Origin of the sequence: Streptomyces sp. NPDC018026 (assembly GCF_044327745.1) — a bacterium.
Taxonomy (GTDB): Bacteria; Actinomycetota; Actinomycetes; order Streptomycetales; family Streptomycetaceae; genus Streptomyces; species Streptomyces rubrogriseus.
Map to the genome: position 1 here is coordinate 527192 of NZ_JBIRFY010000004.1, position 21627 is coordinate 548818.

Sequence of the window (21627 nt, forward strand, 5' to 3'; positions counted from 1 at the left end):
CGATATGCATGGACCCATGAGCAGCAACGGGGGGCCCCGCAGTGGGGCGGACGAGCCGACGAGTTTTGACCTGCAACCGCCGAACCGGCCGGCCGCGGTGCCGCATCCCGGCAATCCGTACGCGACACCGACCCAGGTCGTACCGCCGCGTTCGCAGGCCCCGTCGGCCACCCCTCCGGGGGCTCCTCCGGCCGCTCCTTCGGCGGCCGCGTCGTCCACTTCGCCTCCGGCCGCGGCCCCGGACCCGGGTGCCGGGCGGCTGATCGCCGGCCGCTACCGGCTGATCGCGAAGCTCGGGCACGGCGGCATGGGCACCGTCTGGCGGGCCAAGGACGAGACCGTCGACCGCGAGGTCGCCGTCAAGGAGCCCCGCGTCCCCGACCACCTTCCCGAACGCGAACGTGCCAACGCCTTCGAGCGGATGCGCCGCGAGGCGCGCGCCGCCGCCCGGCTGGACCACCCCGCGGTGGTCGACGTGCACGACGTGGCGGTCGTGGACGACCAGCCGTGGATCGTGATGGAACTCGTGCGCGGACGCTCGCTCGGCGACGCCCTCCAGGAGGGCACCCTGAGCGCCCGCGAGGCCGCCCGGATCGGCCTGGAGGTGCTCGGCGCGCTGGAGGCCGCGCACGCCGCCGGTGTCCTGCACCGGGACGTGAAGCCGGACAACGTCCTGCTCGGCCGGCACGACCGGGTGGTCCTCACCGACTTCGGCATCGCCCAGATCGAGGGCGAGACCAGCCTGACCGACACCGGCGGCTTCGTCGGCTCGCCCGAGTACATCGCCCCGGAGCGGGTGCTGGGCCAGCGCCCCGGCCCGGCCAGCGACCTGTGGTCCCTGGGCGTGGTGCTGTACGCCGCGACGGAGGGCGTCTCGCCGTTCCGCCGCAGCAACACCCCCGCCACGCTCCAGTCGGTGCTCAACGCCACGCCCGCGCCGCCCGCCTCCGCGCAGGGCCCGCTGGCCGAGGTGATCACGGGCCTGCTGGACAAGGACCCGGCGCGCCGTCCGGACGCCGCCCGGGTCCGCGCCCTGCTGGACGCCGCGGTCAACCCGCCCGCGCCGCAGCCCACCCAGGTGGTCCGGCTCGACGGTCCCGAGCAGTCGGGCGCGGCGCCCGCGTCCCGCTGGAGTGTCCGGCTGGGCCGCAACGCGTGGCTCACCCTCGGTTCGGTGGTCGTGGCGGCGGCGGTGGCCTCGTACCTGCTGCTCGCGGACCCCTTCGCGGGGCCGCTGCCCGAGGGCTGGGACACCCCGCACGAGAAGCGGCTCGCCGCGACCCTGGCGGTGCCCGAGGGCTACAAGCGCACCGCTTCCGAGGAGGCCGACCAGCACTGGGTCACCTACACCGACGAGAGCGGCGCCGTCTGGATCGGCCTGACCCTGGACAAGAAGGCGGAGGACACCGCAGGCAACATCGCCGGGTCCGCCGCGGCCGAGATGTACGACGACGACGGGAAGTTCAAGGAGAGCGGCGAGTACGACCTCTCCATGCCCGAGAACCCGAAGACCGACCCCAGGGAGACCGAGTACCGGGGCGGGAAGTCCGCCGAGAACACGGTCGTCTACACCACCACCGACAGCCAGAACCCCCGCCTGCGCGAACTGCGGATCTTCTACTACCGGACGTCCGCGGGCGACATGTACAAGCTCACCGTCAGCTACCCGGGCAAGGGCGACTTCACCGCGCGGGGGCGTGAGGTGGCCAGTACGGCCGTCACCAATCTGGACATCGACGGCACCTGAGCGCTCCGCTCGCACAACGCCCTGATCAGCGGGTTTGTTGCCAGCGATCACTGGCGGTGTGTGAGCACTCGGTGAATCACCGTGAATCCCCGTTACCGACGGGTACACAAAGCCCGCGCGGCGTCATACCCTGCGGCTCATGACGGACGCGCAGGCCCCGGAACTCACCGGCACGAACCCCCTCGCCCCCACCCCGGAGGGCGCCCGCACCGCTGCCGACGTGGTCACGCCCGAGCTGGTCGCCCAGCTCACCAAGGGCGTGACCGGGTCCGGCCGCACCGCCAACCACACCCCGTTCACCGGCGAGAAGCTGGCCGACCTGCCCGAGGCGACGCCCGAGGACGTGGCCGCGGCCTTCGAGCGGGCCCGCGCCGCCCAGGCCGTGTGGGCGCAGGTGCCGGTGCGGCAGCGGGCCGCGGTCCTGCTGCGCTTCCACGACCTGGTCCTCGCGCGCCAGGCCGAGGTCCTCGACCTCATCCAGCTGGAGACCGGCAAGGCCCGCCTGCACGCCCACGAGGAGGTCCAGGCCGTCGCCGTCGCCGCCCGGCACTACGGCCGCAAGGCCCCCGCCTACCTGCGCCCCAAGCGGCACACCGGCGCCGTACCGACCCTCACCAAGGTCACCGAGCTGCGCCACCCGCGCGGCGTCGTCGGCCAGATAGCCCCCTGGAACTACCCGCTGGAGCTGTCCGTCGGCGACGCGCTCCCCGCCTTCGTCGCGGGCAACGCGGTCGTGATGAAGCCCGACACCGAGACCTGCCTGACCGCCCTGTGGGCCCGTGACCTGCTCGTCGAGGCCGGGCTGCCCGCCGAGGTCTTCCAGGTCGTCCTCGGCGACGGCCCGGTCGTCGGCCCCGAGGTCGTCAAGCACGCCGACTACGTCTCCTTCACCGGCTCCACCCGCACCGGCCGCGAGGTCGCCCAGGGTGCCGCCGCCCGCCTGGTCGGCGTCTCCCTGGAGCTCGGCGGCAAGAACGCCATGCTGGTCCTGGAGGACGCCGACATCGAGAAGGCCGCGGCGGGCGCCGTCCGCGCCTGCTTCTCCTCGGCCGGCCAGCTCTGCATATCCATCGAGCGGCTCTACGTCCACGCGTCCGTCGCCGACGCCTTCCTGGAACGCTTCGCCGCCCGCACCAAGGCCATGCGGCTCGGCACCTCCCTCTCCTACGGCGCCGACATGGGCTCGCTGGTGGGGGAGCGGCAGCTGGAGACCGTCAAGGCGCACGTCGCGGACGCGGTGGAGCGGGGCGCGAAGCTCGTCGCGGGCGGTGTCGCCCGCCCCGACATCGGCCCGTACTTCTACGAGCCGACCATCCTCGACGGCGTCACCGCCCCCATGACGGTGTGCGCCGAGGAGACCTTCGGCCCGGTCGTCTCCGTCTACCGCTTCACGACCGAGGACGAGGCCGTCGAGCACGCCAACTCCACGCCGTACGGCCTGAACTCGTCGGTGTGGACGAAGAACGCCCGGCGCGGCCACGAGGTCGCCGCGCGGATGCGCACCGGCACCGTCAACATCAACGAGGGGTACGCCCCCGCCTACGGCAGCGCCCAGTCCCCGATGGGCGGCATGAAGGACTCCGGCCTCGGCCGCCGGCACGGCTCCGAGGGCATCCTCAAGTACACCGAGGCCCAGACGGTCGCCCACCAGCGCCTGCTGCCGATGGCGCCCTCGCTCGGCATGGACGACGAGAAGTACGCCGCGTTCATGAGCCGGAGCCTGCGGCTGATGAAGGCCTTCCGCTTCCGCTGATCCACCCGACCCACGTCCACCACCGCCCGTTCTCAACGAGGAGAGCACGTGTCGCAGGAGAACTCTGTCCAGACCCGGGACGAGAACGGGTACGACTACGACGTCCTCGTCGTGGGATCCGGCTTCGGCGGCTCCGTCTCCGCCCTCCGCCTCACCGAGAAGGGCTACCGAGTCGGCGTCCTGGAGGCGGGTCGCCGTTTCACCCGGGAGTCGCTGCCCAGGAACTCCTGGGACCTGAAGAACTACCTCTGGGCGCCGAAGCTCGGCATGTTCGGCATCCAGCGCATCCATCTGCTCGGGAACGTCATGGTCCTGGCGGGCGCCGGGGTCGGCGGCGGCTCGCTCAACTACGCCAACACCCTGTACGTGCCGCCGAAGCCCTTCTTCGACGACCCCCAGTGGCGCGGCATCACCGACTGGCACGAGGAACTGACGCCGTACTACGACCAGGCCCGGCGCATGCTCGGGGTCCGTCTCAACCCGACGATGACCCCCTCCGACGTGCACCTGAAGGCCGCCGCCGAGCGGATGGGCTGCGGCGACACCTTCCACATGGCCCCGGTCGGCGTCTTCTTCGGCGACGGCGAGGACGCCGACGGCGCGGCGAAGGCCGGGCCGGGCGAGCAGGTGTCCGACCCGTACTTCGGCGGCGCGGGCCCCGACCGCAAGGCCTGCAACGAGTGCGGCGAGTGCATGACCGGCTGCCGGCACGGCGCGAAGAACACCCTCAACGAGAACTACCTCTACCTCGCCGAGAAGGCCGGAGCCGTCGTCCACCCGATGACCACCGCTGTGTCCGTCACGGACGACTCGCGCGGCGGCTTCGCGGTCGCCACGCTCCCCACCGACCGCAAGAAGCGCGGAAAGTGCGGGAAGAACGAGGCGGGCCGCACCTTCACCGCCCGCCGCGTCGTCCTGGCCGCCGGCACCTACGGCACCCAGACCCTGCTGCACCGCATGAAGGCGGGCGGCCAGCTCCCCTACATGTCGGACGCGCTCGGCGAGCTGACCCGCACCAACTCCGAGGCACTGGTCGGCGCCCAGACCGACGACCGGCGCTACCGCGGCGCCACCGGCGAGCCCCGGGCCGACTTCACGCGCGGCGTCGCCATCACGTCCTCCATCCACCCCGACGCCAACACCCACATCGAGCCGGTCCGTTACGGCAAGGGCTCCAACTCGATGGGCGGCCTGTCCATCCTCCAGGTCCCCTACGCCGGGCAGACCGCCTCGGGCGCCTCGCGCGTCCTGGGCTTCCTCGGCCACGCGGCCAGGCACCCGCTGCTGGTGGTGCGTTCGCTCTCCAACCGCAAGTGGTCGGAGCGGACCATCATCGGCCTGGTCATGCAGTCCCTGGACAACTCCCTGACCACGCACCTGAAACCGACGGGCGTCGGCAAGGGCCTGCTCACCGCGCGCCAGGGCCACGGATCGCCCAACCCCAAGCAGATCAAGGCCGCCACCGAGGGCGCCTCCGCGCTCGCCGCCGAGATCAACGGCTTCGCCGGCTCCAACGTCGGCGAGCTGATGGGCACCCCGCTCACCGCGCACTTCCTCGGCGGCTGCCCGATCGGAGCCTCCCGCGAGACCGGCGTCATAGACCCCTACCACCGCCTCTACGGCCACCCCGGCATCTCGGTCGTCGACGGCGCCGCCGTCTCGGCCAACCTCGGCGTCAATCCGTCTCTGACCATCACCGCGCAGGCCGAGCGCGCGATGTCGTACTGGCCCAACAAGGGCGAGAGCGACCCGCGGCCCGCGCAGGGCGCCGGGTACGAGCGGGTGGCCGCCGTCGCGCCCCGGTCGCCGGCCGTCCCCGAGCAGGCCTTCGGGGCGCTGCGCCTGCCGTTCGTGGAGATGCCGACGGTGCCGCCGAAGAAGTAGCGGCCACGGAGGAACGGCCGCGGAGGAACGGCCACGCAGGAGCAGCTGCTGCCCGGGTATGAGAAGGCGAAGAGGACCCGCACCCCCCTCCGAGCGCGGGTCCCCCTCACCCAGCCTGTGTCACGCTGCTTCCGCGAGCGTGGGCGTCAGGTGTCCGAACCGGCCTTGCGCCGCCGGACCACGAACACCGCACCGCCGCCGACCACCACGGCGAGCCCGCCGACGAGGCCGATCACCGGCAGCGCCGAGCTGGAGCCGGTCGCGGCGAGGCTCCCGGTGACCTCCGGGGTGCCGGCGGCCGGCGTCCGGACGGTCACGGGCGCCTTGCCGCCCTCCTGCGGCCGGGTGCCGTCCGTGTCCGTGCCGGGGGCCACGATCCGGAACCTGTAGGCGACGTCGCCGAAGCCGGTGCACTCGCCGTCCGCGTCGCCGTAGATCGTCGCGCCGAGCGTGAACCCGGCGCCGACGGGCGCATCGGCCCGCACGTTGATCCGCATCGGGACGGCGACCTCGTAGTCGGGCGCCAACTCGTCGGTGGCACCGACGTAGCCCACCGCGTACCCGAGTTCGTCGAGGCTCTCCCAGGTCTTGTCCTCGGGGTTCCAGGCCTGGAGACCGACCTTCTCGCTCTCGAACAGGTCCTCGCCGTCGCGGTCGGCGGAGGCGCCGGCCAGGTACTGGAGGTTCTGCAGCGTCGAGCCGGAGTCGTTCGCCACGTTCAGCGAGAACCGGTGCCAGCCGCTGCCCGCCGCGATCTCGCCGGGCAGGCCCTCGATGCCGACGTCGACCTTGGTGTCCTCGCACACGGACGGCTCGGGGTCCGGGCTCGCGGTCTCCTCCGGCTGGGAGGTGCTCGTGCTCGGCGAGGGGTTCGCGGGGGCGGACGTGGTCGTCTGGGTGTCGTCGGGGGCGGGGGTGCCCGCGTCCGTCGTGCTCGGGGAGGCAGGGGAGGCGGAGGAACTCGTGGACGGGCTCGTCGAGTCGCTCGGGGCGGGCGAGGTCCCGCTCGTCGACCCGCCCTGGGACGGTGAGCTGTCCGACGAGGCGGACGGGCTCGGCGACGTACTGCCGGTCGCGGAGGCGGCCGGGGCCGCGAGCAGCGCGACGGGGGAGATCACGGCCGTGGCGGCCGCTGCGGCCAGAGCGCGACGAAGCTTCATGCCCGTTTGATCACTGGAACCTGTGAAGGGTTGTCTCCGTATTCACAGAAACCTTATGTGTCCTGTGTCACTACCCGTTCCGTCGGCCGGCCCCGGGCGTCCCCGGAGCCGGCCGTTCTCTTGGGTGACCGGGCTGCTGTCCCCTGCCGTCCGGTCACTTCCTGGAGCGAGGTCCCACGACGCACGGCACGATCCGTACGTCTCATCGCCCCAGCGAGCCACGCGTGGTTCTTTCGGGCCCGCCCCTGGCTGACACGGACACCGGGACCAACGAAGCCGCTCGCGTGCCGGTCACGCGCCGTACGGGTGAGAAGGGCCCGAACTCAGATGCGACCCCGCCCGGCCGCGCGCGGCGGCCCTCAGACGCGCCCGCGGCACAGCTCCAGCATCGTCATCGCCAGCGCCGTGCCCGGCTTGCCCAGCGCCTCCCGGTAGTGGTCCAGCACCTCCATCTCGCGGGAGAGGTTCACGCGCCGGCCGCCGGAGGTGATCCGTGCCTCCTGGATGACGGCGGAGACGGCCATCCGTTCCTGGATCAGCCCGATGATCCGGTCGTCCAGGGCGTCGATCCGTTCCCGGGCACCGGTGATCACGTCGGCGGCCTCGGGGGTGCGGGCGCCGGTCTTGTCTGCTGCGGTGACGGTCATGTCGGTGGCTCCTCGCCGAAGGGTGGCGGCACCCCGGACCGGCACGGTCCGCAAACGCCAGGCGCCCCGGACCTTGTCGGCCCGGGGCGCCTGGGAAGTCGCTTGTCAGTTGCTCAAGCAGCACGACCATGGCAGCCGGTGGGCCGGTTGCCATAGGTAAACAGGAACGTCTGGTGCTTGAGCATGGGGCCAGTATGCCCCGGCGGCGGCCGGTGTCCAAGCCGGTGTCCGAGACGGTTCGCATGGTGGGACGCCCGGCGGGACGTCCGGTGGACGGGAGCGGGGCGACGGCGGGGTCGGGGGTACCTGCCCAGCTCGGTAGAATCGGGGGCACAAGCCCCCCGCCCGACCGCCGGAAGGCACCCCGTGTCATCAGCGACTCCCGCTGCCGCCGCCCCCGACACCGTCCTGGTCGTCGACTTCGGCGCGCAGTACGCCCAGCTCATCGCCCGTCGTGTCCGCGAGGCGCGGGTCTACAGCGAGCTCGTGCCGAGCTCCATGCCGGTCGAGGAGATCCTCGCCAAGAACCCGGCGGCCATCATCCTCTCCGGCGGCCCCTCGTCGGTGTACGAGCCGGGCGCCCCCACCCTCGACCGCTCCCTGTTCGAGGCCGGTGTCCCCGTCTTCGGCATGTGCTACGGCTTCCAGCTGATGGCGCAGACCCTCGGCGGCACCGTCGACAACTCCGGCGCCCGCGAGTACGGCCGCACCGCGCTGGCCGTCTCCAAGCCGTCCTCCACCCTCTTCGAGGGCACCCCGGCCGAGCAGTCGGTGTGGATGTCGCACGGCGACGCCTGCTCCGCCGCCCCCGAGGGCTTCACCGTCACCGGCTCCACGGACGTCGTCCCGGTCGCCGCCTTCGAGAACGACGAGAAGAAGCTCTACGGCGTCCAGTACCACCCCGAGGTCATGCACTCCACGCACGGGCAGCAGGTGCTGGAGCACTTCCTGTACCGGGGCGCGGGTCTGAGCCCCGACTGGACCACGGGCAACGTCATCGAGGAGCAGGTCGCGGCCATCCGCGCGCAGGTCGGCGACAAGCGCGCCATCTGCGGGCTGTCCGGCGGCGTGGACTCCGCCGTGGCCGCCGCCCTCGTCCAGAAGGCCATCGGCTCCCAGCTGACCTGCGTCTACGTCGACCACGGCCTGATGCGCAAGGGCGAGACCGAGCAGGTCGAGAAGGACTTCGTCGCGGCGACCGGCGTGCAGTTGAAGGTCGTGGACGCCAGCGAGCGGTTCCTGGGCGCGCTGGCCGGGGTCTCCGACCCCGAGCAGAAGCGGAAGATCATCGGCCGCGAGTTCATCCGGGTCTTCGAGCAGGCCCAGCTGGAGATCATGCGGGAGGACGGCCCGGAGGTCGCCTTCCTCGTGCAGGGCACGCTCTACCCGGACGTCGTCGAGTCCGGCGGCGGCACCGGCACCGCCAACATCAAGTCCCACCACAACGTGGGCGGGCTCCCGGACGACATCGAGTTCGAGCTGGTCGAGCCGCTGCGCCAGCTGTTCAAGGACGAGGTCCGGATGGTCGGCCAGGAGCTGGGCCTGCCGGACGAGATCGTCCAGCGCCAGCCGTTCCCGGGCCCGGGCCTCGGCATCCGGATCGTCGGCGAGGTCACCAAGGAGCGGCTCGACCTGCTGCGCGAGGCCGACGCCATCGCCCGCGAGGAGCTGACCGCGGCCGGCCTCGACCGCGACATCTGGCAGTGCCCGGTGGTGCTGCTCGCGGACGTCCGCTCCGTCGGCGTCCAGGGCGACGGCCGCACCTACGGCCACCCGATCGTCCTGCGGCCGGTCTCGTCCGAGGACGCCATGACGGCCGACTGGTCCCGGCTGCCGTACGACGTGCTCTCCAAGATCTCGACCCGGATCACCAACGAGGTCACGGACGTCAACCGCGTCGTCCTCGACGTGACCTCGAAGCCGCCGGGGACGATCGAGTGGGAGTGACCCCAGAGCCCCGGAGGGCGCTCCCTAGGCGCGCCTGACGGTGCGCACGGGCTGACCGGGCTGCCAGATCTCGACGACGAGGTACTTGTCGTCCTCGACGAAGGTCCGCACGACCTCCGTCAGCTCGGTGCGGAAGAGGTGGAACGGCTCCGGCGGTTCCACCTCTTCGACGTATCCGGCCCTGGTCTCCGGGTCCTCGACCTCGATCGCCCGGCCGGCGATCCGCACGTCCCCGCCGCCCATGCCGGTGCCGTCCCCCGGGTTCGCCTGCAGCGCGAAGCGCGGATCGCGGCGCAGGTCGAGCGCCTTCAGCGAGTCCGGCATCATGCCGAGCCACAGCTCGCCGGTGAGGAACCGCACCTCCAGGCCGGTGGTGCGGGGCGAACCGTCCTTGCGGAGGGTGGCGAGGACGTGGTGCGTATACGCGCCGAAGCGCGCCTCGACGGTGTCGGCCAGTACGGGTTCGGCGGCGGCGAAACCGGCCCAGTTCACAGGGGTGCCTGAAGTCATATACCGAGTGTGAACGCCAAAACCGACATCCTCTGTCGCGTATTGGCCCCCGAACCTGTCCTCCCGGCCGCACCGCCGGTAACTTCCGGCACGTAGGGCACATCCGGCGCCGAAGGACAGAGATCACATGCACGGGACGCCCGGGGCCACCGAGCCCCCGCCGCTGCCCACCGACCGGCTGCGGTTCGCGATGCCGCCCAGGCACGACTCGGTCGAGGACGAACGCCGGCACCGCAAGGAGCGGCTCGCGTGCGCGCTGCGCCTCTTCGGGCGGTACGGGTTCGAGGACGGGGTCTCCGGTCACATCACGGCCCGCGACCCCGAGTACACCGACTGCTTCTGGGTCAACCCGTTCGGTGTGCCGTTCGCACACATCACGGTGAGCGATCTGGTGCTGGTCAACTCCGGGGGGCAGGTGGTGGAGGGCGGTCACCACGTCAACCAGGCCGCCTTCACGGTGCACTCCCAGGTCCACGCCGCCCGGCCGGACGTGGTCGCGGTCGCCCACTGCCACTCGGTGCACGGGCGCGCGCTGTCGGCCCTGGGCGAGCCGCTCGAACCGATCACCCAGGAGAGCTGCGCCTTCTACGAGGACCACGCCCTGTACGACTCCTACTCGGGCGTCGCCGTCGACGCCGAGGAGGGGCGGCGCATCGCACGGGTGCTCGGCTCCGGCAAGGCGCTCGTGCTGCGCAACCACGGGCTGCTGACGGTCGGCGACTCCGTGGACGCGGCGGCCTGGTGGTTCCTGTCGCTGGAGCGGTCCTGCCAGGTGCAGCTGCTGGCGAAGGCGGCGGGGCGGCCGGTGCCGATCGGCCACCGGCAGGCCGTGGCGACCCGGGAACAGCTCGGCGGCGACCTGGTGGCGTGGATCAACTACCAGCCCTTGTGGCAGGAGGTCACCCGCCGCGAACCGGACCTGTTCGACTGACCGCGTCCGGGGCGGGGTGGGGCGGGGAGGTGTGAGGCGGCGCGGGCGGCGCGGGGTCGCGTCAACACGGCGATCCGTGCGTCACCCGCGCTGAACAGACGTTGGGCGGGGCAGCGCGCGGGCGCGGGCCGGGATACGGCACAATTCGCTTTCGTTCCAAGGGACTTACCGGGTGCGGGAAGGCGGGCGTCGGGCGTGGCGGTGCAGGAGGCGAGACGCGGGAGCGGCTCGGACAGGGACGCGTACGAGGCGGCGCACGGCGGTGGCTGCACCTGCGGGGACTGCCCGCACGGCGCCCGCGAGGGACACCGCCGGGCCGTCGCCGCCTTCCTGCTGCGGCGGGACGAGTTCGCGGCCGGTCAGGGGCTGCCCGCCGCGGTGGCCCACTCGGCCTCCGCCTCCCGCCAGTGGGTCTCGGAGGAACTGACCCAGTCCGCGGAGGCCGTCGCCGAACGCGGCCGTGCCGAGGGCGACGCATGGCTCGCGGCGCTGGGCCGGCGTACGGCGGCCGTCGTGTGGGCGGTGGTCGTCCTGCTGCTGCTCGGGCAGTCGCTCACCGCGGTCGGCACCGGCTGGTCCGCCGCGCGCACCGCCGGACTCGCGGCGGCGCTGGTGGTGGCCGGCGCGCTGACGGCGGCGTCCTGGTTCCACCGGGCCCGGGGCGGCGCGCTGGCCCCGGTCATCGGCGAGGACAACCGCCTGTCCACCTCCCGTGCCGTGGCGGCCGCCTGGGTCCTCTTCGTGGCCTACGCCGTACTGGTGCTCGCCGGGCAACTGGCCGTCGCCTCGGGGCACGACCGGCGGGACGCGCTGATCTCCGGTCTCGAACTCGGCCGCGGCACCGGCGCGGTGACCGTGCTCGCGGTGGTCTGCGGGATCGCGGTCCTGGTACGGCGGGTGGTCGGCCTCCGGGTGCTGGGACAGCGGCTGCAGAAGGTACGGGCCGACCGGCCGCGCGCCTCCGACCTGCTGACGGACGACGCGGGCCGGGGGACCTTCGCCGACATCCAGTACGTCGTGATCAGCACCGTGGCCCTGGTGTTCGCGGCGGTACGGCTGGCCCGGCGCCCGGAGCAGCTGCCGGACCTGCCCTGGGGTCTCGCGGTGGTGGTGCTGGTGTCGGCGGCGACCTACGTGGCCGGGAAGTACGCCGAGGGCGGCCGGCCGGTGATCCTCTCCGTGGTCCGGGCGCGCGAGGCCGGTGACCTGGACGCGCCGATCCGCACGGGCGACGACATCGAGATCCGCGGGGCGGGCTTCGTGCCGCCGGGTGCCCAGCGGGCGGACCGGCTGTCCCGCATGGTCGTCCGCATCGGCGCGGTCAACGTCCACGTCCCCCTGGTGCCGGTGACGGGCGGCTTCAGCAACCCCGCGGACGACCTGCTGACGGTCCCCGTCCCGGCGGACGTGGAACCGGGCCGGGTGGACGTCCAGGTGGTCACGGGCGCGGGCGTGGAGACCAACCGGTACGCGATCGATGTGACGGACTGACGTCGAGACCGGACGGCAGGAAACCGTTGCCCGAGGGTTGAGCGCGGCCCGCGTGCCGTACGTATGGTCTGGTGGGGGGTCTGGGCACGCGCGGCGAGAGGCGGCTGGCAGTGATGACGCACGGTATGCGGACGGATGTCGACATCTCACCCGGGAGCGGGGGCGACTGGCGGGACCACGCCGCCCGGTACGCCCTCCTGCCCCTGCGGATCTTCCTCGGCGTCACCTTCGTCTACGCCGGTCTGGACAAGCTCACCGACAGCGCCTTCATGAAGGACTCCGGCGCCGGTTCCATCGGCGACATGATGCGTACCGTCCGCGACTCCTCGGCCGTCCCCGCCCTGGTCGACCTCGCGCTGAAGAACCCGCCCGGTTTCGGCTACGCGATCGCCCTGGGCGAGCTGGCCGTCGGCATCGGCACCCTGCTCGGGCTGCTCACGCGCCTGGCGGCACTGGGCGGTGCGCTGATCTCGCTCAGCCTGTGGCTGACCGTCAGCTGGGCCTCCGATCCCTACTACTACGGCAACGACCTCGCCTATCTGATGGCCTGGCTCCCCCTCGTCCTCGCGGGCGCCCCACTGCTGTCCCTGGACGCCGTACTGCGTTCCCGGCGCAGGCGGCGAACGGGCGGGTACCGCTAGGGCCTGTCCGGTGGCGTCGCGTGGAGTTCCGTGCGGCGCCGGTGCGCGGAGCGGGCCACCATCCCGACCACGCCCGCCAGGCAGAGCCCGCCATTGACGATGGGGATCACCACGAACCACGGCGTCTCCCAGAGGCCGCCCGCGTCACCGGCGTAGATGACGCCGGCCAGCATCAGGAAGACACCGGCCACCAGACGTCCGGGCTGGAACCTATGACGCAGCACGGGACACCTCCGCCTGGCCGACGCCGACCTGGAGGTCGAGGTCGAGGGTGCCGGAGTTCTTGCCGCCCTCGGTGGGGGGCAGGGTGATCTCCTTGTGCTTGCCCGGTGCCACGTCCACGTCCTTCTTGTCGTCGCCGGGCAGTTGGATGTCGCCCACACCCACCTCGACGTACAGCCGCACGGTCACGTCCGGCGGCACGACGACCCGTATTCGGCCCATGCCCACGTCGGCCCGGGTGGTCACCGTCTGCCCCTCGGCCAGGTCGAGGCGGGACAGGTCGAGGGTGCCGCTGCCCGTGCCGAGGTCGTACTGGTCGCGGACGTCGGCCGCCACCACGGGCTTCCAGGTGGTCCGGACCCATTCGGTGCCGACGTTCTCCGGGACGGCGGCCGACCCGGCCAGCAGGCCCGCCGTGATGACGGCCAGGAAGATCGAACCGGCTCCCGTGCGACCGAGGAAGGCACTGACGGCGATCCCGAGGCCGAAGACGGCCAGCGCGCACGCCAGGCCGGTCTGCAGACTCGCGCCGAGCGGGTGGTCGTCCCAGGTCAGCCTGGTCCCGAGGAAACCGGCGAGCAGGGCCAGCAGGAACACCCAGCCGCCGATGCCGCGGGTCTGCGGGGACCGGGAGTGCCGGTCGCCCGCGGTGGCGCGGTCGCGGCGCCCCGGGATGCCGCGGCCGATGTTGACGGCCGCCGCGATGTCGCGCTCCGCGGAGTCCGGCGGACCCCACATGTAGCCCGTGCCGCCGTCGTGGGTGCCGTCCTTGACGATGGGGTCGCGCCACCAGGAGGGCCAGGTGTACATGATCGGCGGTGCCTTCGCCTCCGGCGGGGCGTCCGCGACGGCCTGCGCCGACAGCGGGTCCGGTTCGGGGGCTCTGCGGTGCCGCGACCAGTACCCGGCGCCCGCGAGGAGCAGGGAGAGGACGACGGCGAAGGTCAGCACCCCGCCGTTGCGCAGCATGGTGAGGAAGACGCCGCAGCCGACCAGGGCGAAGAGCACCGCCGCCAGCGCGTGGCCGTCCACCCGGCCGGTCAGCAGCTTGCGCACCTCGTTCTCCTCCTCGTCCTCGTAGGGGACGAAGAGCCAGGCGAAGCCGTAGAAGATCAGGCCGATGCCGCCGGTCGCGGAGAGGACCGCGAGCGTGATCCGGAAGATCACCGGGTCCAGGTCGCACTGCCGCCCGAGGCCGGCGCACACCCCGGCCAGCGCCTTGTGCCGCCGGTCGCGCCGGAACCGGTGCGGCGGCCCGGGGGCGTCCGTGCCACCGGCGGCGTCCGGGCCGGCCGCACCGGCATCCGCGGCGGGCGCGGCATCCTGCGGCCCGGCGCCCTGCGGGGGGCGCGGGCCGGAGCCGGGTCCCGGACCCGTCGCGGCGTGCTCGTGATCGGTCATGAGTCCATGGTGACGGGCGCGGCGCCGTGACGGCAGCCGGTTCGACCCTGGTCGGACCCTGATATCGGCCCTGACTCCGGGCCGGGGGAGTGTTCGAGGCCCCCAGGGCCTCCCGCGGTCCGAAGATCAGGGGTGATTGGGGGAACGACCCTGATGCTCCCCCTCCCGTACCCGTGTGACCATCGGTGTCATGCCGGAAGCCGCAGCAGCACCCGTCGTCGAACCGCGGCCGCCGCGCAAGCTCTACCGAAGCAGCGACGGACGCTGGCTCGGCGGGGTGGCGCGGGGGCTCGCCGGACATCTCGGGCTGCCCGTCATCTGGGTCCGGTTCGCCTTCGTCGGCCTGTTCATGGCCGACGGCCTGGGCGCGCTGCTGTACGCGGCCTTCTGGTTCTTCGTGCCGCTGGGCGTCGGGGGAGTGGAGGCGCAGAAGCCGCCGTCCCTCGTCACCTCCGAGACGGGCCCCGACGGCCGCCGCAGACTCGTCACGCGCAAACCGGACAAGGGCCAGATAGTCGCCCTGCTTCTCATGGTCGTCGTCGCGCTGGTCTTCGTGGGCAACGTCGACCTGGGCGGCGGCGCCAAGGCCTATCTCTGGCCCACCGTGCTCGTCGGCGCCGGCGTCGCCCTCGTCTGGCGCCAGGCGGACAACGCGCGCCGGGCCCGCTGGGCCGAGGTGGGACGCCATCGGCGCACGGTCACCCTGCTGCGGTCGGTGGGGGGCGTCCTGCTGGTGACGGCCGGTGTCACCGGCATCTTCGTCCTCCAGGGATCCGCCGCCCACCTCGGCTCCGTCCTCCAGGCGGCCCTGGCCGTCCTCGTCGGCATTACCCTCCTCGCCGGTCCCTACCTGGTGCGGATGACGCAGGACCTCTCCGAGGAGCGGCTGATGCGCATCCGCGCGCAGGAGCGCGCCGAGGTGGCCGCCCACGTCCACGACTCGGTGCTGCACACCCTGACCCTGATCCAGCGCAACGCGGAGAACGCGGGCGAGGTGCGCCGCCTGGCCCGGGCCCAGGAGCGCGACCTGCGCACCTGGCTCTACAAACCCGAGGGCAACGGAAAGGACGAGGACGACGAGCCCACCACCCTCGCCGAGGCCGTCAAGCGCAACGCCGCGGAGGTCGAGGACAAGCACGGCGTTCCCCTTGAGGTGGTCGTCGTCGGCGACTGCCCGCTCGACGAGCGGATCAGCGCACAGATGCAGGCCGCGCGCGAAGCGATGGTGAACGCGGCCAAGTACGGTGGCGAGGGCGGCGCCGTACAGGTCTACGCCGAAGTCGAGGGCAGGACGGTCTTCGTGTCCGTCCGGGACCGCGGCCCCGGCTTCGACCTCGACTCGATACCCGCCGACCGCATGGGCGTCAGAGAATCGATCATCGGCCGCATGGAGCGCAACGGCGGCACGGCGCGGCTGCGCGCGGTGCCGGACGGCGGCACGGAGGTCGAACTGGAAATGGAGAGGGCGGAGAAGACGTCATGAGCGACCCGACCGAGGCGAACGGAACGGCGGGAACGGCGGGGGCGGGCGAGGCGGCCCAGCCCGCGCAGCCGGCCGGTGACGGCGCGGGGGAGCGCCGCGTACGGGTGGTGCTCGTCGACGACCACCGCATGTTCCGCACCGGCGTCCAGGCCGAGATCGGCCAGACCGCCGAGACCGGCGTCGAGGTCGTCGGCGAGGCCGCCGACGTCGACCAGGCCGTCACCGTCATCACCGCGACCCGCCCCGAGGTCGTGCTCCTCGACGTCCACCTCCCCGGCGGCGGCGGAGTCGAGGTGCTGCGCCGCTGCGCGCCCCTGATGAGCGACGCCGAGCGGCCCGTCCGCTTCCTCGCCCTGTCCGTCTCGGACGCGGCGGAGGACGTGATCGGCGTGATCCGCGGCGGCGCCCGCGGCTACGTCACCAAGACCATCACCGGCACCGACCTGGTCAACTCCGTCTTCCGCGTCCAGGAGGGCGACGCCGTCTTCTCCCCGCGCCTGGCCGGCTTCGTCCTCGACGCCTTCGCCTCCACCGACGCCCCACCGGTCGACGAGGACCTCGACCGCCTCACCCAGCGCGAGCGCGAGGTGCTGCGCCTGATCGCCCGCGGCTACGCGTACAAGGAGATCGCCAAGCAGCTCTACATCTCGGTCAAGACCGTCGAGTCCCACGTCTCCGCGGTCCTCCGCAAACTCCAGCTCTCCAACCGCCACGAGCTGACCCGCTGGGCGACGGCACGCCGGCTGGTGTGACCGGGAGAAAATGTGATGGACGCCCTTTGGGTGGGTCGGCGAGCATCCGCGGGTGACAGATGAAGCCGATTACCAGGGACCGTTGACGCGGAGCCCGAAGTGCGTGCGTTTTGTCGAGCTGTCGGGCGGGGCGATGTCCGCCCTGCTCGACGGCGACCTGTCCGCAGCCGGCAGGGTGGCCGGGGTTGCACTGACCGAGTACTTCGTGACGGACCGGGCGCGATGGCTGTGGCGGTTCCGGCTGGACCAGATGGCCGCCGATCCCGGCCGGGCGCGGTGGATGGTCCGGCAAGCGGTCGTCGGCGACCAGGGGCTCGTCGTCGGCCATACCGGGTTCCACGGACCACCGGATGAGGTCGGCATGGTCGAGATCGGCTACTCCGTCGATCCCGACTTCCGTCGGCAGGGATACGCCCGCTCCACACTGATCGAACTACTCCGCCGGGCAGCGACCGAACCGGCGGTCACGACCGTGCGGGCGACCATCAGCCCCGACAACGTGGCATCTCTGGCCACGATCTCGGGCTTCGGTTTCGTCGAGGTCGGAGAGCAGTGGGACGAGGAGGACGGACGCGAAGTCGTCTTCGAAGTCCCTGCCCGCCGGGTTCCGCCCGCCGAGCTATGACGTGAGGCGCACCTCGAACCACACCTCCTTGCCGATGCCGCATTCCCTCCTCTCCACGCCCCAGTCGTCCGCCAGCGTCGCCACCAGCGCGAGGCCTCGGCCCGACTCGTCGTCCGAGCAGGCCGGTGCCGGTTTCGGGAGGGTGGCGTCCGCGTCCGTGACGGTGATGCGGAGGCGGTCGCCGGCGAGGAGGCAGCGGGCCCAGATCTCGCGGCCGGACGGGACCTTCGCGTGGCGGTACGCGTTGGTCATCAGTTCGCTCAGGAGGAGTTCCGCCGTGTACGTCACGTCCTGCGGCAGCTCCCAGGAGGCCGCCTGTTCGCGGAAGAGGGCCCGGGCCCGGCCTACGCTGCGGGCGTGACGGGGGAGGCGCCACTCGGTGTCCCTGGGGGCGGTCGTGGGCAGCGGAAGGCGCGGGCTGCTCTGCATGTGTGGCTCATCCCTTGTGCTGACGTTTCCGTGGTTGGCGGGATCACCGTCGCGGCTCGCGCGTAGCCTCACGAGTAACGGCATGGGTACAGCGGGTGGTTGTACCCTGCGTGGACCTGCGGGGGTGTGCATGGCGACCGAGGCGAACTCCCAGCCACCGATCGCGTGGCGTTACTGCGGCAGCCAGATCAAGATGTGGCGCGCGGAGGCCGGCGTCGGCCGGGACGCGCTGGCCAAAGAGGCCGGGTACGACTACGAGTACGTCAAGTCGATGGAGAACGGCCGTCGTCGACCCACGTTGCGGTTCTTACAGATCGCGGATCAGGTGTGCGGGGCGGGCGGGAAGCTCGTTGCGGCGCAGGAGTACCTGAAGCCGGAGCCGTTTCCGGCGAGGTCACATGAGTTCATGGCCATCGAGGCGGAGGCCATCGCCGTTTCGTGGTACGAGCCGCTACTCGTCCCAGGGCTCTTGCAGACGGAGGCGTACGCGCGATCCCTGATCAGCGGCAGCTCGCCTCCCCTTGACGACGAGACGCTCAACGAACGTGTAGAAGCCAGGCTCCGGAGACAAGAAGCGTTGGCTCGACGAGCAAGCGTGCTCTATGGGTTCCTGGTCTACGAGGCCGCGCTGCGGACGGGAGTCGGTGGCAGCGAGGTCATGAAGGCTCAGCTTGAGCACCTACTGGTGGTTGGCCGAAGTCGCAATGTATCGGTGCAAGTGCTCCCGACAGGTCGGTGCACTGGTACCGCCCTTGCTGGATCCATCGTCTTGCTGGAAACGCCTGATCACGACATGTTGGCCTACACCGAGGGGCCGGAGGTCAGTGTGTTGCACGCCAGTCCGGACAAGGTGAGTGCGTTGAACCAGAGGCATGCCATGATCCGCATGCATGCCCTCAGTATTGAGGAGTCGGCTGAGTTCATCAGAAGGGTGGCGGAGGAGTTGTGAGCGACGGCCTGGCGTGGTTCAAGTCCAGCTACAGCGATGATCAGGGCGGTGCGTGCCTTGAAGTCGCCCTCGACTGGCGCAAGTCCAGCCACAGTGACGATCAGGGTGGCAACTGCGTCGAAGTCGCCCCCTGCCCCCACACCGTCCACGTCCGGGACTCGAAGCTCGGCATTCGGAGCCCGCGCTTCTCCGTCGCCGGAGGCGCCTGGACGGCGTTCGTCGCGTACGCCCGTTCCGGCGCTTGAGCTTCGAGGGGCGGGGCTCGGGATTCGAGCGGCGTTTGTGAGGAATGGGTGGTTGGGGGTTCTACCCGGCGTCGTCACGAGCGTCACACCACCCGCGTAGCCCCCGCGAACGGCATCTCGTCGACCGGGGCGACGCGGACCGGGGCCGACGGGTTCGGGGCGTGGATCATCCGGCCGTTGCCGACGTAGATGCCGACGTGACTGATGCCGGAGTAGAAGAAGACCAGGTCGCCCGGGAGGAGTTCGGACCGGGAGACGCGGCGGCCCGCGTCGATCTGGGCGTAGGTCGTGCGGGGGAGGGAGACTCCGGCGGCGCGGTAGGCGGCCTGGGTGAGGCCCGAGCAGTCGAAGGCGTTCGGGCCGGTCGCGCCCCACACGTAGGGGCTGCCGAGCTTCTGGTAGGCGTAGGCGACGGCCGCGGCGGCACGGGAGTTGGGGGCCTGGGACGAGGGGGACAGGCCCTCCCGGGGACCGGACGAAGAGGCGCGGGAGGCGCGATCCCCCGTTCCCTCGCCGACGCGGGCGCGTTCCTCCGCCGTCAGCCGGGACAGCAGGCGCCGGGCGGCCTCCAGCTTGCCGGTGACGGTCTCGCGGTGACGTTTCAGCTCGGCCCGGCGCGACTTCAGCGAGGCCACCTCGACGCGGGCGGCGCCGCGCAGTTGCTCGATGCCGCGGAGCTCCTTGCGTACGCGGCCCACCTCGGCCCGCTGCCGGCTGCCCGCGCGCTCGGCGAACGCGGCGCCGTCGAGGTACCGGTCCGGGTCGGAGGAGAGCGCCAGTTGCAGCGCCGGGTCGAGGCCGCCGCTGCGGTACTGCGCCGCCGCGACCGAACCCAGCGCCTCCCGGGCCGAGTTCAGCCGGTCCTCCTTGCGGGCGGCCTCGTCGCGCAGGTCCTCCAGGCGCTGTTCGGCGGCGTCCGCCTTCTCCTTCGCGCCGTTGTACTTCTCCGTGGCCACCTCGGCCTCCTGGTAGAGCTTGTCCACCTTGGCCCTGACCTGCGCCGCCGTCGGCTGCGGAGCGGCCTGCACCGTCGTCCCGCCCAGGCCCGTCGCGGTGGCCGCCCCCGCGAGGGTGATCGTGGCCGCCGTACGGGCTCTGCCGCCGCCCTTCGCGCGCTGTCGCGGCCTGCGGTGCGTTCCCACCTGCGATCCACGTCCTTCCGTACGACTCGACTCCGGCCGGCGCCGGGTCGGCTCCGGTCCGTTCCGGCTGCCTGGGCCAGGACGCTAGGCGCGTCGGTAACGGTCCGGTGACGGGATGCACGGAAGTGGCGACAGGGGATCACGCGGCGACCGCATGTGATCGTCACGCCCTCCGAGGCCCGGCGTCTTCACGCAGGGTGATGACCGGTATGCCGGACCGGCGGGCGGGTGGGGGCGTGAGCTGTTATGGGGCGCCGGGGTGGGCGGGGCGGGCCGGTGTCCGGACGCGTCCGGGCGCTCACTAGGCTCCGGCCTCATGGACGTACTCATCCACATCTTCGTCGGCCTGCACATCATCGGCATCGCCGCGCTCCTCGGCGGCTTCCTCACCCAGATGAAGGCGATGGGCCAGGGCGCGGCCCGGTTCACCCCCGCGATGCTGCACGGCGCGCTGACGATGCTGGTCACCGGTGCCGTCCTGATCGGCCTCAACCAGGCCCAGGACTACTCCGTGGACAACGTCAAGATGGGCGTGAAGCTCGCCGTACTGATCGTGATCCTCGGCCTGGTCTACGTGAAGCGCGACGAGGAGAAGGTGGAGAAGCCGCTGTTCGGCCTGGTGGGCGGGCTGACCCTGGTGAACGTCTTCATCGCGGTGCTGTGGACCTGACCGCAGCCCCGGAGCCCGCCGCCGCGGACCGCAGCCCGGAGCGGGCCTGCAGGACCGCTCCCGCCGCGACCGCCAGCCACCCGGCCACCGCGATCCACAGCAGCGCCCGGCCGGGCGCGTCCAGCCAGGGGACGTCGACGACGGCGGACACCGACAGGGTCGCCGCCGCCGTCATGCCGAGCGGGAAGACGGTCGACCAGCGACGCACGTCGTAGCGCAGGCGGGGCCAGGCGATCTCGGCGGCCAGGAGCACGGCGTACCAGGCGAGGTCGAGCGTGAGCAGGAAGACGGTCACGTCGTGCAGGACGGCCTGGTCGTCGGCGTTCCACAGGTACATGCCGGTCCCGGCCGCCGCGAGCAGCTTGGCACCGGCGAGCGCCGAGATGGCGAGCGCGCCGCCCGCCACCCAGTGGTCCCCGGAACCCCGGGCCACCTGCCGCAGGTCGAAGCGGAACAGCGCGATCAGGTAGAGCACGATGCCCAGCCAGAACGGCACCAGCGCCGCGTGCGCCAGCCACGGCGTCGAGGTGGCCGCGGCCAGCGTGGCGGCGAGCACGGTGAGCCCCTCCGTGGCCACGCAGCCCAGGAACACCGCCCCGGGCATCCTCCGCCCCCAGTGCTGTACGACCAGGTACAGCAGCCACGGCCACAGCAGGGCCGCCAGCGCCAGCAGCACCGCCGCCAGGAGCGTCCAGCCGAGCAGGGAGAAACGGGTGCCGAGCACGGTCGTCGCGGCGACCGCGGTGAGCGCCCCCGGCGTCCCGGCCCGCTTCACCCACTGGGCGTGGTCGGCCAGCAGCAGGTAGACGAAGTTCGCCGCCAGTATCAGCCAGGCGGCGCAGGCCAGGGCGAGGGCGATCCGCGACAGGACCTCGCGGCCCGTCAGATGGAGGGCGACCGACACGATGCCGGTCGCCATCACCGCGGCCCCGGCCGCCGGTGGACGCTGCGCCCACCAGGTGCGCAGCGCGGAGGGATGGGTGGCCGATGACATGCGC

Annotated in this window: 22 protein-coding genes; 14 read left to right on the plus strand and 8 right to left on the minus strand. The window is 72.2% G+C overall.

Going from position 1 to position 21627, the window contains the following annotated elements; all coding sequences use genetic code 11:
- Nucleotides 1–16: 16 nt before the first annotated feature.
- From ACH4D3_RS16560 to ACH4D3_RS16570, 3 genes are all read left to right on the plus strand, one after another.
- Nucleotides 17–1747, plus strand: a complete 1731-nt coding sequence (locus ACH4D3_RS16560; RefSeq protein ID WP_398322363.1) for a serine/threonine-protein kinase — start codon at nt 17–19, stop codon at nt 1745–1747.
- A 139-nt stretch (nt 1748–1886) separates the two neighbouring features.
- The gene (locus ACH4D3_RS16565) at nt 1887–3500 is read left to right on the plus strand and encodes a succinic semialdehyde dehydrogenase (protein ID WP_398322365.1); all 1614 of its coding nucleotides are present in this window, start codon (nt 1887–1889) and stop codon (nt 3498–3500) included.
- A 48-nt stretch (nt 3501–3548) separates the two neighbouring features.
- Entirely contained in the window at nt 3549–5384 is a 1836-nt protein-coding gene (locus ACH4D3_RS16570; protein ID WP_398322367.1) for a GMC oxidoreductase, read from the plus strand.
- Nucleotides 5385–5530: 146 nt separating this feature from the next.
- Here ACH4D3_RS16570 and ACH4D3_RS16575 read toward each other — a convergent pair whose 3' ends face one another.
- Complete coding sequence (locus tag ACH4D3_RS16575; protein ID WP_398322370.1) at nt 5531–6190, minus strand: LAETG motif-containing sortase-dependent surface protein; 660 nt, start codon at nt 6188–6190, stop codon at nt 5531–5533.
- On the opposite strand from ACH4D3_RS16575, the gene ACH4D3_RS16580 reads away from it, so the two are divergent.
- On the plus strand, nt 6177–6554 hold the full coding sequence (locus ACH4D3_RS16580) for a hypothetical protein (protein ID WP_398322373.1): 378 nt from the start codon (nt 6177–6179) through the stop codon (nt 6552–6554). The two genes, ACH4D3_RS16575 and ACH4D3_RS16580, sit on opposite strands and share 14 nt — an antisense overlap.
- Nucleotides 6555–6903: 349 nt before the next feature.
- On the opposite strand, the gene ACH4D3_RS16585 is transcribed toward ACH4D3_RS16580, so the two are convergent.
- A complete protein-coding gene (locus tag ACH4D3_RS16585; RefSeq protein WP_162495231.1) occupies nt 6904–7191 on the minus strand; it encodes a chorismate mutase in 288 nt (95 codons plus the stop codon).
- 366 nt (nt 7192–7557) lie between these two features.
- On the opposite strand from ACH4D3_RS16585, the gene guaA reads away from it, so the two are divergent.
- Nucleotides 7558–9138: a glutamine-hydrolyzing GMP synthase gene (gene guaA / locus ACH4D3_RS16590; RefSeq protein WP_398322375.1), complete on the plus strand. Its 1581-nt coding sequence runs from the start codon at nt 7558–7560 to the stop codon at nt 9136–9138.
- A gap of 24 nt (nt 9139–9162) precedes the next feature.
- Here the strand turns inward: guaA and ACH4D3_RS16595 are convergent, their stop codons facing one another.
- Nucleotides 9163–9648, minus strand: a complete 486-nt coding sequence (locus ACH4D3_RS16595; RefSeq protein ID WP_398322378.1) for a pyridoxamine 5'-phosphate oxidase family protein — start codon at nt 9646–9648, stop codon at nt 9163–9165.
- A 127-nt stretch (nt 9649–9775) separates the two neighbouring features.
- On the opposite strand from ACH4D3_RS16595, the gene ACH4D3_RS16600 reads away from it, so the two are divergent.
- From ACH4D3_RS16600 to ACH4D3_RS16610, 3 genes are all read left to right on the plus strand, one after another.
- A complete protein-coding gene (locus ACH4D3_RS16600; protein ID WP_398322381.1) occupies nt 9776–10579 on the plus strand; it encodes a class II aldolase/adducin family protein in 804 nt (267 codons plus the stop codon).
- Between the two features lie 195 nt (nt 10580–10774).
- On the plus strand, nt 10775–12070 hold the full coding sequence (locus ACH4D3_RS16605; protein WP_398322384.1) for a hypothetical protein: 1296 nt from the start codon (nt 10775–10777) through the stop codon (nt 12068–12070).
- 113 nt (nt 12071–12183) lie between these two features.
- A complete protein-coding gene (locus tag ACH4D3_RS16610; protein WP_398322387.1) occupies nt 12184–12711 on the plus strand; it encodes a DoxX family membrane protein in 528 nt (175 codons plus the stop codon).
- On the opposite strand, the gene ACH4D3_RS16615 is transcribed toward ACH4D3_RS16610, so the two are convergent.
- Entirely contained in the window at nt 12708–12935 is a 228-nt protein-coding gene (locus tag ACH4D3_RS16615; protein WP_398322390.1) for a hypothetical protein, read from the minus strand. The genes ACH4D3_RS16610 and ACH4D3_RS16615 overlap by 4 nt on opposite strands.
- A complete protein-coding gene (locus ACH4D3_RS16620) occupies nt 12922–14334 on the minus strand; it encodes a PspC domain-containing protein (protein WP_398322393.1) in 1413 nt (470 codons plus the stop codon). Before ACH4D3_RS16620 ends, ACH4D3_RS16615 begins: the two co-directional genes overlap by 14 nt.
- 190 nt (nt 14335–14524) lie before the next feature.
- On the opposite strand from ACH4D3_RS16620, the gene ACH4D3_RS16625 reads away from it, so the two are divergent.
- The 3 genes from ACH4D3_RS16625 (at nt 14525) to ACH4D3_RS16635 (ending at nt 17194) form a co-directional block, all read left to right on the plus strand.
- Nucleotides 14525–15817 (plus strand): PspC domain-containing protein, encoded by a 1293-nt coding sequence (locus ACH4D3_RS16625; RefSeq protein ID WP_398322396.1) that lies wholly within the window; start codon nt 14525–14527, stop codon nt 15815–15817.
- The gene (locus tag ACH4D3_RS16630; protein WP_381699732.1) at nt 15814–16569 is read left to right on the plus strand and encodes a LuxR C-terminal-related transcriptional regulator; all 756 of its coding nucleotides are present in this window, start codon (nt 15814–15816) and stop codon (nt 16567–16569) included. Before ACH4D3_RS16625 ends, ACH4D3_RS16630 begins: the two co-directional genes overlap by 4 nt.
- Before the next feature lie 133 nt (nt 16570–16702).
- Nucleotides 16703–17194, plus strand: a complete 492-nt coding sequence (locus tag ACH4D3_RS16635) for a GNAT family N-acetyltransferase (RefSeq protein ID WP_398322767.1) — start codon at nt 16703–16705, stop codon at nt 17192–17194.
- Here the strand turns inward: ACH4D3_RS16635 and ACH4D3_RS16640 are convergent.
- Complete coding sequence (locus ACH4D3_RS16640) at nt 17189–17623, minus strand: ATP-binding protein (protein ID WP_398322399.1); 435 nt, start codon at nt 17621–17623, stop codon at nt 17189–17191. The genes ACH4D3_RS16635 and ACH4D3_RS16640 overlap by 6 nt on opposite strands.
- A 130-nt stretch (nt 17624–17753) precedes the next feature.
- On the opposite strand from ACH4D3_RS16640, the gene ACH4D3_RS16645 reads away from it, so the two are divergent.
- Both ACH4D3_RS16645 and ACH4D3_RS16650 read left to right on the plus strand, forming a co-directional pair.
- Nucleotides 17754–18572, plus strand: a complete 819-nt coding sequence (locus ACH4D3_RS16645; RefSeq protein ID WP_398322402.1) for a helix-turn-helix domain-containing protein — start codon at nt 17754–17756, stop codon at nt 18570–18572.
- The gene (locus ACH4D3_RS16650) at nt 18569–18817 is read left to right on the plus strand and encodes a DUF397 domain-containing protein (RefSeq protein ID WP_398322404.1); all 249 of its coding nucleotides are present in this window, start codon (nt 18569–18571) and stop codon (nt 18815–18817) included. Before ACH4D3_RS16645 ends, ACH4D3_RS16650 begins: the two co-directional genes overlap by 4 nt.
- Before the next feature lie 83 nt (nt 18818–18900).
- Here the strand turns inward: ACH4D3_RS16650 and ACH4D3_RS16655 are convergent, their stop codons facing one another.
- Complete coding sequence (locus ACH4D3_RS16655; protein WP_398322407.1) at nt 18901–19959, minus strand: NlpC/P60 family protein; 1059 nt, start codon at nt 19957–19959, stop codon at nt 18901–18903.
- A 316-nt stretch (nt 19960–20275) separates the two neighbouring features.
- On the opposite strand from ACH4D3_RS16655, the gene ACH4D3_RS16660 reads away from it, so the two are divergent.
- Nucleotides 20276–20629 carry a hypothetical protein gene (locus ACH4D3_RS16660; RefSeq protein WP_381385159.1) on the plus strand — a complete coding sequence of 118 codons (354 nt, stop codon included), beginning with the start codon at nt 20276–20278 and terminating at the stop codon, nt 20627–20629.
- On the opposite strand, the gene ACH4D3_RS16665 is transcribed toward ACH4D3_RS16660, so the two are convergent.
- Nucleotides 20607–21623, minus strand: a complete 1017-nt coding sequence (locus ACH4D3_RS16665; protein ID WP_398322410.1) for a tellurite resistance/C4-dicarboxylate transporter family protein — start codon at nt 21621–21623, stop codon at nt 20607–20609. The genes ACH4D3_RS16660 and ACH4D3_RS16665 overlap by 23 nt on opposite strands.
- Nucleotides 21624–21627: the final 4 nt, after the last annotated feature.

Coding starts and splice junctions, on each gene's coding strand:
- ACH4D3_RS16625 (WP_398322396.1), top strand. CDS start 14,525: ATGCCGGAAGCCGCAGCAGCACCCGTCGTCGAACCGCGGCCGCCGCGC.
- ACH4D3_RS16665 (WP_398322410.1), bottom strand. CDS start 21,623: ATGTCATCGGCCACCCATCCCTCCGCGCTGCGCACCTGGTGGGCGCAG.
- ACH4D3_RS16565 (WP_398322365.1), top strand. CDS start 1,887: ATGACGGACGCGCAGGCCCCGGAACTCACCGGCACGAACCCCCTCGCC.
- ACH4D3_RS16600 (WP_398322381.1), top strand. CDS start 9,776: ATGCACGGGACGCCCGGGGCCACCGAGCCCCCGCCGCTGCCCACCGAC.
- ACH4D3_RS16660 (WP_381385159.1), top strand. CDS start 20,276: ATGGACGTACTCATCCACATCTTCGTCGGCCTGCACATCATCGGCATC.
- ACH4D3_RS16595 (WP_398322378.1), bottom strand. CDS start 9,648: ATGACTTCAGGCACCCCTGTGAACTGGGCCGGTTTCGCCGCCGCCGAA.
- ACH4D3_RS16640 (WP_398322399.1), bottom strand. CDS start 17,623: ATGCAGAGCAGCCCGCGCCTTCCGCTGCCCACGACCGCCCCCAGGGAC.
- ACH4D3_RS16635 (WP_398322767.1), top strand. CDS start 16,703: ATGTCCGCCCTGCTCGACGGCGACCTGTCCGCAGCCGGCAGGGTGGCC.
- ACH4D3_RS16645 (WP_398322402.1), top strand. CDS start 17,754: ATGGCGACCGAGGCGAACTCCCAGCCACCGATCGCGTGGCGTTACTGC.
- ACH4D3_RS16610 (WP_398322387.1), top strand. CDS start 12,184: ATGACGCACGGTATGCGGACGGATGTCGACATCTCACCCGGGAGCGGG.
- ACH4D3_RS16560 (WP_398322363.1), top strand. CDS start 17: ATGAGCAGCAACGGGGGGCCCCGCAGTGGGGCGGACGAGCCGACGAGT.
- ACH4D3_RS16620 (WP_398322393.1), bottom strand. CDS start 14,334: ATGACCGATCACGAGCACGCCGCGACGGGTCCGGGACCCGGCTCCGGC.
- ACH4D3_RS16585 (WP_162495231.1), bottom strand. CDS start 7,191: ATGACCGTCACCGCAGCAGACAAGACCGGCGCCCGCACCCCCGAGGCC.
- ACH4D3_RS16630 (WP_381699732.1), top strand. CDS start 15,814: ATGAGCGACCCGACCGAGGCGAACGGAACGGCGGGAACGGCGGGGGCG.